Below are 17,118 nucleotides of genomic sequence, written 5' to 3' on the forward strand. Positions count from 1 at the left end.
AATGAGACTTGCGGTCGCCTTGCTGTTTTGCCTGGTTTTCCAATCGACGCCGCTGCACGCTGAAGAGCTGCAGCTGTCCGTCATCGCGCAGCATTCCGTCAACGACCGTATCTGGCCGGCACTGGAGGCGGCTGCCAAACGCATCAATATCACCGTGGTGGCGCGCCCCATGTCCGCCGATCGCGGCGTGGTGGAGGCCAGTATGGGCCAGCTCGATGGTGCTGCCGGCCGCTCGAGCGGTGTGGAACAAAAGTTCCCCGACCTGCTGCGCGTGCCCGAACCGGTGTATCACTACGCTCCCTCCGCCTATTCCTATATGCGTCCGGATGTCAGCCGCGGCTGGGCATCCCTGCGTTCCTATTCGCTCTGCATCCGGCGCGGCCTGCAGCTGACCACGGCCCGTACGCGCGACATGGCGCGCCAGCAGCTGGCCGATGAGGTCTCGATGCTGCGCATGTTGAAAGAGGGCGGCTGCGAGGTCGCCATCATGGACCGCAATGAGCCGGCAGCGAAAGCCGTCATGGCCACCGATCCCGGCCTGGCGCAATTAAAGCCTGCGCTGGAAGAAATGCCGTTGTATATTTATCTGCATAAGCGCCACGCGGCGCTGGTGCCCAAGCTGGCCGCCGCGCTCAAGCAACTGCGGGCCGACGGCACACTCAACAAGCTCTCGGGCGAAGGGGATTAGGCATGAAAGCCCTGGCGACCTTGCTCTGTGCGCTGTTCACGGCGTCCGCGCAAGGCCAGGACCTGGTGCTCTACATCATTCCCGACACGCCGGCCCACATGGAAGCCTGGCAGATCGTGCAGTCGGCCGCCCAGCGCGCCGGCATCGGCGTTGCGCTGCGGCCTTTGCCGCCACGCCGCGGCATGGTGATGGCCAATAAGGGCGAGCTGGATGGCGCCATCGGCCGCACCATGCTGGCCGCGCGCGACTTTCCCGACCTGGTGCCGGTGCCCGAATCGATCTTCAATTACGCGCCAAGCGCCTGGTCTTACAAGCAGTTCGACGTGGCCGGCGGCTGGAACGCCTTGCGCGGCCATACGCTGTGCGTGCGCAAGGGCTATTCGCTGACGGATGTACGCACCCGCCACCTGCAGCGACAAAGCATGGACAGCGACGACTCGCTGCTGCGCATGCTGCGGCGCGGCGGCTGCGATGTGGCCATCATGGACCGCAACAACAAGGCGGGCAGGGCGGCCATGGCTGCCGACCAGGCGCTGTACCTGCTGCAGCCGCCGCTGGAGGAGGCGCCACTGTACCTGTTCCTGCACAAGCGCCATGCGGGACTTGTGGGGCGCCTGAGCGAGGCGCTCAGGCAGGTGAAACGCGAATAGCGCGGCCTTGCCGATGAGGGAAGTTTAGGTTATAATTCAAAGGTTTAGCCAATTACCATTCGACCGTAGCGCCTACCTCACACATCCATCATCATCTGACCTGCGAGCCCGGCATTGCGCCCGGTCGCCCGTGGGTTGTCTGAGTGGCGTCGCTACGGTAACTTAATCAGGAGTTGCCCTTGCCGCCATTTTTTTCTGGCCCTGCCGTTCCAGCCATCCTGGCACTAGCCGACGGAACTATTTTTAAAGGTATTTCCATTGGCGCTGCCGGTCATACGACGGGCGAAGTCGTTTTCAATACCTCCATCACCGGTTATCAGGAAATCCTGACCGATCCTAGCTACTCCCGCCAGATCGTCACCCTGACTTACCCGCATATCGGCAATTACGGTATCAATACCGAAGACGTCGAAGCTTCCAAAGTTCATGCCGCCGGCCTGATCATCCGTGACCTCCCGCTGGTCGCCTCCAATTTCCGCTCCCACCAATCGCTGTCCGATTACCTGAAGGCCGAGAACATCGTCGCCATCGCCGGTATCGACACCCGCAAGCTGACCCGCATCCTGCGCGAGAAGGGCGCCCAGGCCGGCGCCATCGTGACCGGTTCGCAGGGCAATGAGCCGTCCGAAGCGCAAGCGCTGGAACTGGCGCGCAGCTTCCCTGGCCTGGCGGGTATGGACCTGGCGAAAGTCGTGACCGCACCGGAAGTCTACGAGTGGACCGAAACCGAGTGGGAACTGGGCAAAGGCTATGGCAAGGTAGCCGATGCCAAGTTCCACGTGGTGGCCTACGACTTCGGCGTCAAACGCAACATCCTGCGCATGCTGGCGTCGCGCGGCTGCAAAGTCACCGTAGTGCCGGCGCAGACCAACGCAGCCTACGTGCTGTCGCTGAACCCGGACGGCGTGTTCCTGTCCAACGGTCCTGGCGATCCTGAGCCATGCGACTACGCGATCGAAGCGACCAAAGTCTTCATGGAAAAGAAGATCCCGGTGTTCGGCATCTGCCTGGGCCACCAGATCATGGCACTGGCTTCCGGCGCCAAGACCCTGAAGATGAAGTTCGGCCACCACGGCGCCAACCACCCGGTGCAGGACCTGGACAGCAAGAAGGTGATGATCACCTCGCAGAACCACGGCTTCGCTGTGGATGCGGACACGCTGCCGGCCAACTGCCGCGTGACCCACGTGTCGCTGTTCGATAACTCGCTGCAAGGCTTCGCCCGCACCGACGTGCCGGCATTCTGCTTCCAGGGCCACCCTGAAGCATCGCCTGGCCCAACCGACGTCGCCTACCTGTTTGACCGCTTCATCAACATGATGGAAGCCGCGGAGAAGAAATAAAAATGCCAAAACGTTCTGACATTAAAAGCATCCTGATTATTGGCGCCGGCCCGATCATCATCGGCCAGGCCTGCGAATTCGACTACTCCGGCGCGCAAGCCTGTAAAGCACTGCGCGAAGAGGGCTACAAGGTCATCCTGGTGAACTCCAACCCGGCGACCATCATGACCGACCCGGAAATGGCCGACGTGACCTACATCGAGCCGATCACCTGGCAAGTCGTGGAGCGCATCATCGCCAAGGAAAAGCCGGACGCGATCCTGCCGACCATGGGCGGCCAGACCGCGCTGAACTGCGCGCTGGACCTGCACCGCAACGGCGTGCTGGACAAGTACAAGGTTGAACTGATCGGCGCCACCCCGGAAGCCATCGACAAGGCCGAAGACCGCGCCAAGTTCAAGGCGGCGATGGACAAGATCGGCCTGGGTTCGGCCCGTTCCGGCATCGCCCACTCGATGGAAGAATCGTGGGCGGTGCAGAAGACCGTCGGTTTCCCGACCATCATCCGTCCTTCGTTCACCATGGGCGGCAGCGGCGGCGGTATCGCTTACAACGAAGAAGAATTCGAGGCGATCTGCAAACGCGGCCTGGAAGCTTCGCCAACCAACGAGCTGCTGATCGAAGAATCGCTGCTGGGCTGGAAAGAGTACGAGATGGAAGTGGTGCGCGACAAGGCGGACAACTGCATCATCGTGTGCTCGATCGAAAACCTGGACCCGATGGGCGTGCACACCGGCGACTCGATCACCGTGGCTCCTGCGCAGACCCTGACCGACAAGGAATACCAGATCATGCGCAATGCCTCGCTGGCAGTGCTGCGCGAGATCGGCGTGGACACCGGCGGCTCCAACGTGCAGTTCTCGATCAACCCGAAAGACGGCCGCATGATCGTCATCGAGATGAACCCGCGCGTGTCCCGTTCCTCGGCTCTGGCATCGAAGGCCACCGGCTTCCCGATCGCCAAGGTGGCAGCGAAACTGGCGGTGGGCTTCACCCTGGATGAACTGCGCAACGAAATCACCGGCGGCGCGACCCCGGCTTCGTTCGAACCTTCGATCGACTACGTCGTGACCAAGGTGCCGCGTTTCACCTTTGAGAAATTCCCGGCCGCCGACCACCACCTGACCACCCAGATGAAATCCGTGGGCGAAGTGATGGCAATTGGCCGCACCTTCCAGGAATCGTTCCAGAAAGCCCTGCGCGGCCTGGAAGTGGGCGTGGACGGCATGAACCAGAAGACCGTCGACCGCGAAAAGCTGGAAGAGGAACTGGGCGAGCCAGGCCCGGACCGTATCTGGTACGTGGGCGATGCGTTTGCCCAGGGCTTCACCCTGGAAGAAGTGCACAACCTGACCAAGATCGATATGTGGTTCCTGGTGCAGATCAAGGAAATCATCGACCTGGAACTGTGGCTGGACACCCAGAAGCTGGAAAACCTGGACAAGAACACCCTGTACCGCCTGAAGCAGAAGGGCTTCTCGGACCGCCGCCTGGGCTACCTGCTGCAGTGCGGCGACACCGCCGTGCGCAACAAGCGCCGCGAACTGGGCATCCGTCCGGTGTACAAGCGCGTCGACACCTGCGCCGCCGAGTTCTCGACCGACACCGCCTACATGTACTCGACTTACGATGAAGAGTGCGAGTCCAACCCGACCGACAAGAAGAAGATCATGGTGCTGGGCGGTGGCCCGAACCGTATCGGCCAGGGTATCGAATTCGACTACTGCTGCGTGCACGCCGCGCTGGCCATGCGCGAAGACGGCTACGAGACCATCATGGTCAACTGCAACCCGGAAACCGTGTCGACCGACTACGACACCTCCGACCGCCTGTACTTCGAGTCGCTGACCCTGGAAGACGTGCTGGAAATCGTCGACCTGGAAAAACCGGTGGGCGTGATCGTGCAGTACGGCGGCCAGACCCCGCTGAAGCTGGCGCTGGACCTGGAAGCCAACGGCGTGCCGATCATCGGCACCTCGCCGGACATGATCGACGCCGCGGAAGACCGCGAGCGCTTCCAGAAGCTGCTGCAGGACCTGGGCCTGCGCCAGCCGCCTAACCGCACCGCGCGCACCGAAGAAGAAGCGCTGGCGCTGGCACAAGAAATCGGCTACCCGCTGGTAGTGCGTCCTTCCTACGTGCTGGGCGGCCGTGCGATGGAAATCGTGCACGAGCAGCGCGACCTGGAGCGCTATATGCGCGAAGCGGTCAAGGTGTCGAACGACTCCCCAGTGCTGCTGGACCGCTTCCTGAACGATGCCATCGAGTGCGACGTCGACTGCATCTCCGACGGCGACACCACCTTCATCGGCGGCGTGATGGAACACATTGAGCAAGCCGGCGTGCACTCGGGCGACTCGGCCTGCTCGCTGCCGCCTTACTCGCTGTCGCAGGAAACCATCGATGAACTGAAGCGCCAGACCTCGCTGATGGCCAAGGGCCTGAACGTGGTCGGCCTGATGAACGTGCAGTTCGCGATCCAGAAGCAGGAAGGCAAGGACGTGGTCTACGTGCTGGAAGTGAACCCGCGCGCTTCGCGTACCGTGCCATACGTGTCCAAAGCGACCGGCCTGCAGCTGGCCAAGATCGCCGCACGCTGCATGGTCGGCCAGAAGCTGGCGGAGCAGGGCATCACCAAGGAAGTCGTGCCGCCTTACTACAGCGTCAAGGAAGCCGTGTTCCCGTTCGTGAAATTCCCTGGCGTGGACACCATCCTGGGCCCGGAGATGAAATCGACCGGTGAAGTAATGGGCGTTGGCACCACCTTCGCGGAAGCCTTCGTGAAGTCGCAGCTGGGCGCCGGCGTCAAGCTGCCGAAGTCGGGCAAGGTCTTCCTGTCGGTGAAAGCGTCGGACAAGCCGCGCGCCGTGAAAGTGGCGAAGGACCTGGTCGATGCGGGCTTCAGCCTGTGCGCCACCAAGGGCACCGCAGCGGTGATCGCCGCCGCCGGCATTCCTGTCACCGCGGTGAACAAGATGTCCGAAGGCCGTCCGCACGTGGTCGACATGATCAAGAACCACGAAATCGTCCTGGTGATCAACACCGTGGAAGAGAAACGTACCGCGATCAACGACTCCCGCAACATCCGTACCTCGTCGCTGGCGGCCCGCGTGACCACCTACACCACCATCGCCGGTGCGGAAGCGGCCGTTGCAGGTATCCGTCATCTGGACGAATTGCGTGTGTACGATTTACAAGGCCTGCATAAGTCTTTAAACTAGGCCTGAGTAAATAACCACAGAGCCCGCGCTGAAGCATGGCGCGGGCTCTGTGCTTTTTAGCAATTTGATAAGAGACTTAAGATGAATTCCGTTCCACTGACCAAATTTGGCGCCGAACTGCTGAAGGAAGAACTGCACCAGCTCAAAACCAAGGAGCGCCGCATCGTTATCGACGCCATTGCCGAAGCCCGTTCGCATGGCGACCTGTCCGAAAACGCTGAATACGACGCCGCCAAGGAGCGCCAGGCCTTTGTGGAAGGCCGTATCGCCGAACTGGAAGGCAAACTGAGCTCCGCCCAGATCGTCGACCCGACCACCCTGGACGCGGAAGGCCGCGTGGTGTTCGCCTCCACCGTCGACCTGGAAGACCTGGAATCCGGCCAGAAGGTGAGCTACCAGATCGTCGGCACCGATGAAGCCGACCTGAAAATGAGCAAAGTCTCCGTCACTTCGCCAATCGCCCGCGCCCTGATCGGCAAATACGCCGGCGACGTGGTCGAAGTGCAGGCCCCATCCGGCCCGCGCGAATACGAAATTCTCGAAGTCCGCTACGTTTGATGGCTCTCGCTAAGGTGCGCCTGCTGGTTGCCGCCCTATGGGCGGGCAGCCTGTGGGCGGTCGGCTACCTGGTGGCGCCGACCCTGTTTGCCACGCTGGACCGCCAGCTGGCCGGCCAGATCGCCGGCAGCATGTTCCATTCGATGGCTTTGCTGTCGCTGGGCTGCGGTGCGGCGATGGGCGTGCTGCTGTTCTTCGGCACCCGCGACTGGACGCCGAAGCGCCGCCGCTCGGTGCTGCTGATCGTGGTGGCGATGGTGATGTGCACGGTGGCCAGTCACTTCGGCCTGCAGCCGATGATGGCGGCGGCCAAGGCGGCCAATGACGGCAGCTTCGGCAAGCTGCATGGGATTTCGAGCACCATCTACCTGGTGCAAAGCCTGCTGGCAGGCTGGCTGCTCTGGAAGCAGGCATAAAAAAAAGGGGACGTACCCCTTTTTTTTATTAGGCCATCGACTTCTTGGTGCCGACTTTCTTCTTGACCCGCTTGATGGTGCCGCCGGCGGTAACGCGTTCATTACCCTTCAGCAGTACCTTGCTCACGGAAGGCTTCTTAGTGCCGGAAGCGCTTGGCTTGACGATGGTCACCATGCGCATGCCCTTGCCAGCCTTGCCGGAGGAGGTCTTCTCGGCTTCGACTTTCGGGCGGTACAGCACCAGCAGCTTGCCGATGTGCTGAACCGGCGCGGCGCCAGTCTTCTCGCAGATGGTTTCGTACATTTCGATGCGGGCTTCGCGGTCATCGCCGAAAACGCGCACCTTGATCAGGCCGTGGGAGTCCAGGCCCAGCTCGATCTCCTTCATGACGGAAGGGGTCAGGCCGGATTCGCCAACCATGACGATAGGTTTCAGGCCATGGGCTTCGGCGCGCAGGACACTGCGTTCGGCAGGAGTAAGGTTCAGCATAGTTATTTTTGGATAGGTTCTCTTAAAGGCAGTATTCTACGCTAATGGCAAAGAACAAAATAAACAAAAACTGGTTGCACGACCATATTAACGATCCTTACGTGAAGGCGGCCCAGAAGGATGGCTACCGCGCGCGTGCAGCCTACAAGCTGAAAGAGATCGACGAAGACGAAAAACTGGTCAAGCCCGGCCAGGTGATCGTCGACCTGGGCTGCACCCCTGGCTCCTGGGGCCAATACGTGCGCCGCAAGCTGGCGGGCAAGGAAGACGGCGGCATCAACGGCACCATGATCGGCCTGGATATCCTGCCGATGGAGCCGATCGCCGACATGCACTTCATCCAGGGCGATTTCCGCGAAAACGAAGTGCTCGACCAGCTGGCCGAAGTGCTGCAAGGCCGGAAAGCGGACCTTGTATTGTCCGATATGGCGCCCAACCTGTCCGGTATTGCGGTGGCCGATGCCGCGCGCATGGAAGATCTTATTGATATCGCCATTGATTTCAGCCAGCACCATATGAAACCGGGTGGGGCGCTGCTGGTGAAATGTTTCAAGGATATGGGTTTTAGCCAGATCGTCGAGAAATTCCGCCGCGAATTCAAGACCGTAACGCAGAAAAAGCCCAAAGCCAGCCGCGATAAATCCTCTGAAATCTTCCTTCTGGGCCGCGGACTTAAGAATCCAGTCGAATAATTGTCAATTTGACCCTTGTTTTAGCTGGAAAAACCCACATATGCGGCGCAGGAGTATGCACCATTGGGCCGGTTTGTAGCACGGCCCGGGTTTAACGAGTAAAATCGGATTTCTGCTACAGGTAACTGGTGCGCCCCCGCATCCAAGGAGTTTTCGTGAATAACATGTTTTCTAAATCGGCTATTTGGGTTGTTGTGGCCCTGCTGTTATTTATGCTGTTTAAGCAATTCGACAGCCACAGCATCGCCGGCGGCGCCAAGCCTATCGCTTATTCCGATCTGCTGGATGAGGTCAAAGCGAAGCGCGTCAAGGATGTCCTGATTGAAGGGCAGACGATTACTGCCACCCGTATTGACGATTCCAAAGTCCGCACCACCTCCACCTTCCTGGACCGCGGCCTGATTGGCGACCTGCGCGACAACGGCGTGCGCTTCGACGTGAAGCCGCCGGAAGAGCCAGGCATCCTGCAACAGGTCTTCGTGTCGTGGTTCCCGATGCTGCTGCTGATCGGCGTGTGGATCTTCTTCATGCGCCAGATGCAGGGCGGCGGCAAGGGCGGCGCCTTCTCCTTCGGCAAATCGAAGGCGCGCATGCTGGACGAAACCAATAACACCGTGACCTTCGCCGACGTGGCGGGTTGCGACGAAGCCAAAGAGGAAGTGACCGAGATCGTCGACTTCCTGAAAGACCCGACCAAGTTCCAGAAGCTGGGCGGCCGTATTCCGCGCGGCGTGCTGATGGTGGGTCCTCCAGGTACCGGTAAGACCCTGCTGGCACGCGCCATTGCAGGCGAAGCCAAGGTGCCGTTCTTCTCGATTTCCGGTTCGGACTTCGTTGAAATGTTCGTCGGCGTGGGTGCATCCCGCGTGCGCGACATGTTCGAGAACGCCAAGAAGCATTCGCCTTGCATCATCTTCATCGACGAGATCGACGCGGTCGGCCGTCATCGTGGCGCCGGCATGGGCGGCGGCAACGACGAACGCGAACAGACCCTGAACCAGCTGCTGGTCGAGATGGACGGCTTCGAAGCCTCCTCCGGCGTGATCGTGATTGCCGCGACCAACCGTGCCGACGTGCTGGACAAGGCGCTGCTGCGTCCGGGCCGTTTCGACCGCCAGGTCTCGGTGGGCCTGCCGGATATCCGCGGACGCGAACAGATCCTGAACGTGCATATGCGCAAGGTGCCGATCAGCACCGACGTGAAGGCCGACATCCTGGCCCGCGGCACCCCAGGCTTCTCCGGCGCCGACCTGGCCAACCTGGTCAACGAAGCCGCACTGTTTGCCGCGCGCCGCAACAAGCGCCTGGTGGACATGATCGACTTCGAAGATGCGAAGGACAAGATCTTCATGGGCCCGGAACGCAAGTCCATGGTGATCCGCGAAGAAGAGCGCCGCAATACCGCTTACCACGAGTCCGGCCACGCCGTGGTGGCCAAGCTGCTGCCGAAGGCTGACCCGGTCCACAAAGTGACCATCATGCCGCGCGGCTGGGCCCTGGGCCTGACCTGGCAGCTGCCTGAGCACGACAATATTTCGGGCTACAAGGACAAGATGCTGGAAGAGATTTCCATCCTGTTCGGCGGCCGTATCGCGGAAGAGATTTTCGTCGGCCAGATGTCGACCGGCGCCTCCAACGACTTCGCCCGCGCCACCAAGCTGGCGCGCGCCATGGTCACCAAGTACGGCATGTCCGACGCGCTGGGCGTGATGGTATACGAAGACAGCCAGAACGACGGCTGGCTGGGCGGCGCCAACAAGACCATCTCGGAAGCGACCCAGCAGAAGGTGGACGCGGAAATCCGCACCATCCTGGACACCCAGTACGCGCTGGCGCGCAAGCTGCTGGAAGAGAACCGCGAAAAGGTCGAAGTGATGACCAAGGCCCTGCTGGAATGGGAAACCATCGATGCCGACCAGGTGAACGACATCATGGCTGGCCAGGAGCCGCGCCCACCGAAGGCCGGCACCACCATCCGCAAACAGCCAGGCAGCGACGGCTCCGGTTCCAACCCGAACCCGAACGCCACCGCTCCAGCTTAATCGCCTGCAAAAAGGGGACGTAACACATTTAAATGTGTTACGTCCCCTTTTTTACGCCCATCAACTATGCCTCAACACAAGTTCGGACGATTCAATTTCCCCACCAGTCGCGCGCTGGTGATGGGCATCCTGAACGCCACCCCTGACTCCTTCAGCGACGGCGGCCAGTTCGCCGCGCTGGACTACGCGATCACCCATGCCGAGCAGATGATCCGCGACGGCGCCGACATCATCGACATCGGCGGCGAGAGCAGCCGCCCCGGCGCGCCGCCGGTATCCCTGGACGAAGAGCTGCGCCGCGTCATGCCGGTGATCTTCGCCCTGCGCGACTGCGGCAAAGCGATCAGCGTCGACACCTACAAACCGGAAGTCATGCGCGAAGCGGTACTGGCCGGCGTCGACATGATCAACGACATCAACGGCTTCCGTGCCCCCGGCGCCATCGAAGCCGTGAAAGACAGCGATTGTGCGTTGTGCGTAATGCACATGCTTAACAATCCAACAACAATGCAGTCCCAGCCAGAGTACAATGACGTGGTGCGCGAGGTAACAGATTTCCTGGCCGAACGCATCGCCGTCCTGACAGCGGCCGGCATCGACAAAGAGCGTTTATGGATCGACCCTGGCTTCGGCTTTGGGAAAACGGTTGAACACAATTACGCGCTGCTGAAAGCAGGTAAGCAGATGGTGGCCGAGCTCGGCGTGCCGCTGCTGGCCGGCCTGTCGCGCAAGTCGATGATCGGCGCCGTCACCGGCAAACCAGTAGAGCAGCGCCTGGCCGGCAGTATCGGCGGCGCTTTGGCAGCAGTCGCGCATGGCGCCCAGATCGTTCGGGTGCACGATGTAGCGGAGACCGTGGACGCACTCAAGGTGTGGCAGGCGGCTCATTAAAAACGAGGAAGAAGACACAATATGGCACGCAAATATTTCGGTACTGATGGTGTACGTGGACTGGTAGGCCAGGCGCCGATCACCCCCGATTTCGTCATGCGCCTCGGCTATGCCGCAGGCAAGGTGCTGGCCAAGGCGGCCACGGTGGGCACGACCCGCCCGACAGTCCTGATCGGCAAGGACACCCGTATCTCCGGCTATATGCTGGAAGCGGCGCTGGAAGCCGGCTTTGCCGCCGCCGGCGTCGACGTGATGCTGGCAGGCCCAATGCCGACTCCGGCCATCGCCTACCTGACACGCGCGCTGCGCCTGCAGGCCGGGGTGGTGATCTCGGCATCGCACAACCCGTTCCAGGACAATGGCATCAAATTCTTCTCCGACCAGGGCACCAAGCTGCCGGACGCGGTTGAGCTCGACATCGAAGCCATGCTCGACCTGCCGATGGACTGCGTCGCACCGGAGAAACTGGGCCGCGCCAAGCGCCTGGAAGACGCGCAAGGCCGCTATATCGAATTCTGCAAGAGCACCTTCCCGAACGAACTGGACCTGCGCGGCCTGAAGATCGTGGTCGACTGCGCCCACGGCGCCGCCTACAACATCGCCCCACACGTGTTCCACGAGCTGGGCGCGGAAGTGGTCGCCATCGGCAACAAACCGACCGGCCTCAACATCAATGACGGCGTCGGCGCCACCGCACCGAAGGCCATGTCCGCCGCCGTGCTGGAGCACAAGGCTGACCTCGGCATCGCCCTGGATGGCGACGCCGACCGCCTGATCATGTGCGACGCCGCCGGCCGCCTCTACAACGGCGACGAGCTGCTGTACGTGATGGTGATGGACCGCATGGCCAATGGCGGCGTGGCTGGCGCCGTCGGCACCCTGATGACCAATATGGCGGTGGAAGTCGCGCTGAAGCAGAAGGGCGTCGGCTTCGCCCGTGCCAAGGTGGGCGACCGCTACGTGCTGGAAGTGATGCAGGAAAAAGGCTGGATCCTGGGCGGCGAGGGCAGCGGCCACCTGCTGGCACTCGACAAGCACAGTACCGGCGACGGCATCATTTCCGCGCTGCAAGTGCTGTCCGCGCTCAAGCGCAACGGCAAGACCCTGGCCCAGATCGCCGGCGAGGTCACCCTGTTCCCGCAGACCCTGATCAATGTGCGCGTGCCAGCCGGCTTCGACTGGCAGAAGAACGCCGCCATGGTGGCCGAAAAAGAAAAGGTGGAAGCCGAGCTGGGCGACACCGGCCGCGTGCTGATCCGCGCCTCCGGCACCGAGCCGCTGATCCGCGTCATGGTGGAAGCGCGCGACGCCGACAAGGCCCAGAGCATGGCGCGCCGCATTGCCGACAAAGTCGAAACTGCACTGGCTGCATAAAAGTTGCCTGTGTGACATTGACGGCCCTGGCCTCGCCGGGGTATTATTCGTTTATCGGAGTGTAGCGCAGCCCGGTAGCGCACCTGCTTTGGGAGCAGGGGGTCCAAGGTTCGAATCCTTGTACTCCGACCATGAATTACCTAGAGCGGGTTGTCCTCGGACAACCCGCTTTTCATTTTGCGGTCCAGTTTTTTTATTGGACCCGCGTCTCTGCCCTTAGCTCAGTTGGATAGAGCATCGGCCTTCTAAGCCGAGGGTCACAGGTTCGATTCCTGTAGGGCAGGCCATCATTTGCGGCGGCGCGAGCCCGCAAGAGCCAGCAAACCCAAACCCATCAATGCAAACGTGCCCGGCAGGGGAATCTCATTGCCTGGAGTGGCTTTGTCCGGCTGCGATGGCAGGCCGGTGACGACCGAGCCAACGTCCAGCTGGATATTGTTGCGGGCCATGAAGGTGCCGCCGATGGTGGAGTTCTGGTTGAAGTGCAGGTTGCTGTTGGCGCCGGAGCCGAACAGGGTGCCATACCATTCGCCGTTGATGCCCAGGTCGTAGTTGCCGAGGGTTTCGGTGTAGATGCTGCTGGCGCTGCCATTGATGGTTTCGAATTCGAAGTTCTGGCCGATGCTGACGTTGTTCTTGATGTAGAGGTTGATCGCGCCGCCCGCCAGGTCGAAGATCAGCTTGCCGTCGCCGCCGATCTCCAGCGAATCAAAATAGTAGCTGCCGGCGCTCAGCGTCAGGGTCGAATCGAAGCCAAGATTGATCTTGCCGTACTGGCCTTTGCCAAGCGCGCCGGTCTGGCTGGCGTTGAGCTGGAAGAGGGTGGTGCCGGCGCTGAAGGCGGTCGCGCCGGGCAGCACGTCCAGCGCCGGGCCGGAAACAGGGCCAACGATATCCGACACGTAGCTGGAGCCCCAGTTGGCAGTCAGCTTGGTGCCGGTATTGTGGTGGACGTTGCCAACCACCGAGCCCTGTTCCAGCGTCACGGCGACGTTGTCGGTAGTGCTGGTGCTGACTTTGCCGGTGGCGGTCGACTGGTACTTCATGTGCACCTTGCCGGCCGATTCAATATTTCCGTTCACCACAGCGGCTTGTTCTATATTGACCGCGCCATTTGCCTGGACATTGCCTTTGACGGTAGATTGGTATTTTGCGTTGACGATGCCGCCTGCCTCGACGTTGCCGGTGACCCTGGTGCCCTGCTCAAGATTGACGTTGTTGCCGGCGAACAGCGTGTATGGACCGGCGCTGGCGTAGACTGGCGCAGCGATCAAGAGGGCGGCGGCAAATAGTTTCATTATAATCAACATAAATTATTTATAGACAATTATACATAACTGAAGTCAACGTGCGCGCCAAGCCATGAGGAATTTATTGCCGGAGTTGATTGCCTTGCCTATATTGCCGCTGCTGCTGGTGCAGGGACGCCGTACGCGGGCGCGGACGCCGCGATTGCCGGAGGCGGCCGGCGAGCGGCACGGCGTTGTCGGGGGCCGCGCCGAATCCACGTCGCTGCGGGTGCTTGGCGTAGGCGAGTCGCCGGTAGCGGGTGTTGGCGTGTCGCGCCAGGACGAGGCGATCACGGCGCAATTTGCCCAGCAACTGGCGGCCCGCACCGGCCATCCCGTGCACTGGCGCGCCAGCGGCCGTAATGGCGCAACGGTGCGCGATGCGTTGGCCGAGCTTGTGGCGCAGGTTCCGCAGGAGCAGGTCGATGTGCTGCTGGTGGCATTTGGTGTGAATGATTCAGTGGCTTTCCGGCGCGTAGGCGAGTGGCAGCAAGACGTCCTGGCGCTTGCGGAGCAGCTGCGCCAGCGCTGCCAGCCGCGCATGGTGCTGGTATCCGGCGTGCCGCCCATGCAGGAATTCCCGACGCTACCGCACCCGCTGCGCTGGGTGATGGGCCTGAAAGCGGCTGCGCTGGACCGCGGCTTGCACGCTTTGGCGCGGCAGCACGGCTGGCTGCATCACGTGCCCATCGTGCTCGACACCCGCAATGACGCCACGCTGACGGCGGAAGACGGTTATCATCCATCCGCCCACGGCTGCCGTGTCTGGGCTGGCCTGCTGGCCGACGCTTACCTGGAACTCAAAAAATGAAATTACTGCTGGTTGGATCCAGCGGCCTGGTTGGCCGCGAAGTGCTACGCATGGCGCTGGAGTCGCCGCAAGTCAGCGCGGTGGTGGCGCCCACTCGCCGCCGCCTGCAGCCGCACCCCAAACTGACCGCGCCGGTTGTCGACTTCGACCGATTGCCAGGGCTGGAGCCGTGGTGGCATGCCGACGCGGTGATCTGCACCCTGGGCACGACCATCAAAGTCGCGGGTTCGAAGGAAGCATTCCGCTCCGTCGATTACGGCTACCCGATGGCTGTCGCCCGGCTCGCGCGCCAGCACGGCACGCCAACCTTCGTATTGAATTCCGCGCTGGGTGCGGATGCCGGTTCCAGCATTTTCTACAACCGCGTGAAAGGGGAAGTGGAGCACGGCCTGCGTTCGCTGGGCTTCCCTACGCTGGTGATTGCGCGCCCTGGTTTGATCGGCGGCGCGCGCGAGGAATTCCGGCTGGGCGAGAAAATCATGGTGCCGATCCTGGGCGCGCTCGGCCCGTTCCTGCCGCGCGCCTGGCGCATCAATCCGGCTGAAAACATCGCCCGCGCTATGCTCGACGCCGCGTTGAACCCGCAGCCGGGTGAGCACATCGTCAGCTCGGACCAGCTTACTTCATGATGCCCAGCAGGCTGCTGTAATCATCGGTCCAGGGCCGGATGTCCGGCGCCGGCGGCAGCTGGCGAAGGCTGGCAAAGCGCCCCAGTTGCTCGCGCGGACCGACCAGCACCCAGGTTGAGGCCTTCAAACTCTTGGCATCGTCGGAGCGGTTGGTGGCGAGGAAGGCAGTGCGCTGCCAGGCACTGGCGGAGAGTTGCACGATCGGCACCAGATCGAGGTAGCGGTTCGAGACGTGCACGGCCAGCACCCCATCGGGCTTCAAATGGCGGAAATAGATGGCGAAGGCTTCGCGCGTCAGCAAGTGCACCGGCACCGCGTCGCCGGAAAAAGCGTCAACCGCCAGCACGTCGAACAGTTGTGGCGCCTCGGACTCCAGCACCAGACGCGCGTCGCCCAGCACGACTTCCTTATGCGCCGGGCAGTCGCTCAGGAAGCTGAAATGTTCGGTGGCAAACTGCTGCACCAGCGGGTTGATTTCGTAGAAGCGGTAGACATCGCCGGGCCGGCAATACGCCGCCATTGTGCCGATGCCCAGGCCAATTATGCCCACATGCTGCGAGTCGCCATGCCGGCTGGCGGCGATGCCAAGTCCGGCGCCGCCCTGGCTGCCGAAATAGGTTGTCGGCCAGCGGCGGCGCTCCGGCGCCAGCAGCTGTCGGCCATGGATGATGACGCCGTGCGTGAGCTGGCGGACCTGCTCGTTGCCGGTGCCGGCTTCCTTGACCTTGACGGTGCCGTAGAAGTTGCGGGCTTTGATGGTTGGCGTGGCGGGCCAGATGGCATTTGCCGCCCACATCACGCCCAGCAGGGTGGTGGAAAATACCGTGACCTTGATGCGGCTCGCGCGTAGCAGCTTTTCCTGTGGGCGGTACTGGCAGGCGGCGCCCACCAGGCATACCGCTGCGATGCAGGAGAGCGTGAGTTCGTATTCGTCATTGAAGATGCGCGGCGCCAGCAGGCCGGTGAAGACGCCGCCGCAGGCGCCGCCCAGGGCGATCATCAGGTAGTAGGCGGTGAGGTGCTGCGGTGGTGGTTTCAGGCGGGCTAGCTCGCCGTGGCAGGCCATGCAATAGACGAAAATTGCCAGGCAGAACAGAAGCGTAGGCCAGATGATCCCGGAGGGCATCACGCTGGGATAAGTGCTGCCGGCGATGATGACAGGCGTCAGCACGGCCATCATCGGCAGGAAGAGCCAGCGCCGATACCAGCGGGCGCTTTCGAAGCAGAGAATGAAGGTCAGCAGGTAAAGGGTGAGCGGCAGCACCCAGAGCAGGGGAACCGGGGCGATATTGGCCGTCAGGTGGCTGGTGGCGGACATCAACACCACGGTCGGCACGGCGGCCAGCCCGCACCAGGCCAGCATATCGGTCGTCGTGGGCCTGACGACGTTGCCGCGTTCAGCCGGCATCGGGGTGCGGCCGCGCCCATTCAGCGCTAACGCCGCGCAAAATACGGCAAACAGCACGAACCCCGCCGACCAGATGGTCGACATTTCGCTGACGGTAAAGTTCGGCTCAAACAGCAGCGGATAGCTGAGCAGGCCGAGCAGCGAGGCCAAGTTGGACAGGGCGAACAGTCGGTACGGCACACTGCCGGGCCGTTCCTGGGCAAACCAGTGCTGGACGAGCGGCCCGGTAGTCGAAAGCAGGAAGTAAGGCAGGCCGACCGTTACGCAGAGCAAGCCAAGCAGCAACAGGGCTGGGTCATCGCCGGCGCCGGGTTTCCATGTGCTGTCGGGAATGATCGGCAGCATCAGGACGGCGGCTAGCAGCAAGCAGGCATGTAGCCAGGCCTGGCGGCGCGGCGCGAGGTAGCGGCTGCTTAAATGGGAATACAGGTAGCCCAGCAGGAGCGTGAGCTGGAAAAACAGCATGCAGACGGTCCATGCTGCTGCCGAGCCGCCAAACCAGGGCAGCACCATCTTGCCAATGATCGGCTGGACCTGGAACAGCAGAAAGGCGCCGAGGAAGATGGTGCCTGCATAAAGGATGAGCATGAGAAATATTAACCCGCAAAACCGCGCC

15 protein-coding genes and 2 tRNA genes are annotated in these 17,118 nt (G+C 62.0%); 14 read left to right on the top strand and 3 right to left on the bottom strand.

Going from position 1 to position 17,118, the window contains the following annotated elements; translation table 11 throughout:
- The first annotated feature begins 1 nt into the window (after position 1).
- From AAHE99_RS15010 to AAHE99_RS15035, 6 genes are all read left to right on the top strand, one after another.
- The gene (locus AAHE99_RS15010) at positions 2–688 is read left to right on the top strand and encodes a substrate-binding periplasmic protein (protein ID WP_342118159.1); all 687 of its coding nucleotides are present in this window, start codon (positions 2–4) and stop codon (positions 686–688) included.
- Between the two features lie 2 nt (positions 689–690).
- Positions 691–1,338, top strand: coding sequence for a substrate-binding periplasmic protein (locus AAHE99_RS15015; RefSeq protein ID WP_342118160.1), 648 nt, complete (start codon positions 691–693; stop codon positions 1,336–1,338).
- A gap of 179 nt (positions 1,339–1,517) precedes the next feature.
- The gene (gene carA / locus AAHE99_RS15020) at positions 1,518–2,681 is read left to right on the top strand and encodes a glutamine-hydrolyzing carbamoyl-phosphate synthase small subunit (protein ID WP_342118161.1); all 1,164 of its coding nucleotides are present in this window, start codon (positions 1,518–1,520) and stop codon (positions 2,679–2,681) included.
- Between the two features lie 2 nt (positions 2,682–2,683).
- Positions 2,684–5,902 (top strand): carbamoyl-phosphate synthase large subunit, encoded by a 3,219-nt coding sequence (carB, locus tag AAHE99_RS15025; RefSeq protein ID WP_342118162.1) that lies wholly within the window; start codon positions 2,684–2,686, stop codon positions 5,900–5,902.
- An 81-nt stretch (positions 5,903–5,983) separates the two neighbouring features.
- A complete protein-coding gene (greA, locus tag AAHE99_RS15030; RefSeq protein WP_342118163.1) occupies positions 5,984–6,460 on the top strand; it encodes a transcription elongation factor GreA in 477 nt (158 codons plus the stop codon).
- Positions 6,460–6,876: a DUF4149 domain-containing protein gene (locus AAHE99_RS15035; RefSeq protein WP_342118164.1), complete on the top strand. Its 417-nt coding sequence runs from the start codon at positions 6,460–6,462 to the stop codon at positions 6,874–6,876. Before greA ends, AAHE99_RS15035 begins: the two co-directional genes overlap by 1 nt.
- Positions 6,877–6,904: 28 nt before the next feature.
- On the opposite strand, the gene yhbY is transcribed toward AAHE99_RS15035, so the two are convergent.
- Positions 6,905–7,366, bottom strand: a complete 462-nt coding sequence (yhbY, locus tag AAHE99_RS15040) for a ribosome assembly RNA-binding protein YhbY (protein WP_342118165.1) — start codon at positions 7,364–7,366, stop codon at positions 6,905–6,907.
- A gap of 44 nt (positions 7,367–7,410) precedes the next feature.
- Here yhbY and AAHE99_RS15045 point away from each other — a divergent pair, with 44 nt between their 5' ends.
- The 6 genes from AAHE99_RS15045 to AAHE99_RS15070 all read left to right on the top strand — a co-directional run bounded on the left by AAHE99_RS15045 (position 7,411) and on the right by AAHE99_RS15070 (position 12,652).
- Positions 7,411–8,058 carry an RlmE family RNA methyltransferase gene (locus tag AAHE99_RS15045; protein ID WP_342118166.1) on the top strand — a complete coding sequence of 216 codons (648 nt, stop codon included), beginning with the start codon at positions 7,411–7,413 and terminating at the stop codon, positions 8,056–8,058.
- 155 nt (positions 8,059–8,213) lie between these two features.
- The gene (ftsH, locus tag AAHE99_RS15050; RefSeq protein ID WP_342118167.1) at positions 8,214–10,100 is read left to right on the top strand and encodes an ATP-dependent zinc metalloprotease FtsH; all 1,887 of its coding nucleotides are present in this window, start codon (positions 8,214–8,216) and stop codon (positions 10,098–10,100) included.
- A 66-nt stretch (positions 10,101–10,166) separates the two neighbouring features.
- Complete coding sequence (gene folP, locus AAHE99_RS15055) at positions 10,167–10,991, top strand: dihydropteroate synthase (protein WP_342118168.1); 825 nt, start codon at positions 10,167–10,169, stop codon at positions 10,989–10,991.
- A 21-nt stretch (positions 10,992–11,012) separates the two neighbouring features.
- Positions 11,013–12,365: a phosphoglucosamine mutase gene (gene glmM / locus AAHE99_RS15060; protein ID WP_342118169.1), complete on the top strand. Its 1,353-nt coding sequence runs from the start codon at positions 11,013–11,015 to the stop codon at positions 12,363–12,365.
- A 55-nt stretch (positions 12,366–12,420) separates the two neighbouring features.
- Positions 12,421–12,497, top strand: a tRNA-Pro gene (locus tag AAHE99_RS15065).
- 78 nt (positions 12,498–12,575) lie between these two features.
- Positions 12,576–12,652: transfer RNA gene (locus AAHE99_RS15070), tRNA-Arg, on the top strand.
- Here AAHE99_RS15070 and AAHE99_RS15075 read toward each other — a convergent pair.
- Positions 12,653–13,663 (bottom strand): polymer-forming cytoskeletal protein, encoded by a 1,011-nt coding sequence (locus AAHE99_RS15075; protein WP_342118170.1) that lies wholly within the window; start codon positions 13,661–13,663, stop codon positions 12,653–12,655. It lies immediately after the preceding tRNA gene.
- 64 nt (positions 13,664–13,727) lie between these two features.
- Between AAHE99_RS15075 and AAHE99_RS15080 the strand changes: the two genes are divergently transcribed.
- The gene (locus AAHE99_RS15080) at positions 13,728–14,465 is read left to right on the top strand and encodes an SGNH/GDSL hydrolase family protein (RefSeq protein ID WP_342118171.1); all 738 of its coding nucleotides are present in this window, start codon (positions 13,728–13,730) and stop codon (positions 14,463–14,465) included.
- Positions 14,462–15,094: an NAD-dependent dehydratase gene (locus AAHE99_RS15085; protein ID WP_342118172.1), complete on the top strand. Its 633-nt coding sequence runs from the start codon at positions 14,462–14,464 to the stop codon at positions 15,092–15,094. Before AAHE99_RS15080 ends, AAHE99_RS15085 begins: the two co-directional genes overlap by 4 nt.
- On the opposite strand, the gene AAHE99_RS15090 is transcribed toward AAHE99_RS15085, so the two are convergent.
- Positions 15,084–17,090 (bottom strand): spermidine synthase, encoded by a 2,007-nt coding sequence (locus AAHE99_RS15090; protein ID WP_342118173.1) that lies wholly within the window; start codon positions 17,088–17,090, stop codon positions 15,084–15,086. The genes AAHE99_RS15085 and AAHE99_RS15090 overlap by 11 nt on opposite strands.
- Positions 17,091–17,118 lie beyond the last annotated feature (28 nt).

This window comes from Pseudoduganella sp. OTU4001 (genome assembly GCF_038440195.1).
Lineage (GTDB): Bacteria > Pseudomonadota > Gammaproteobacteria > Burkholderiales > Burkholderiaceae_D > Rugamonas.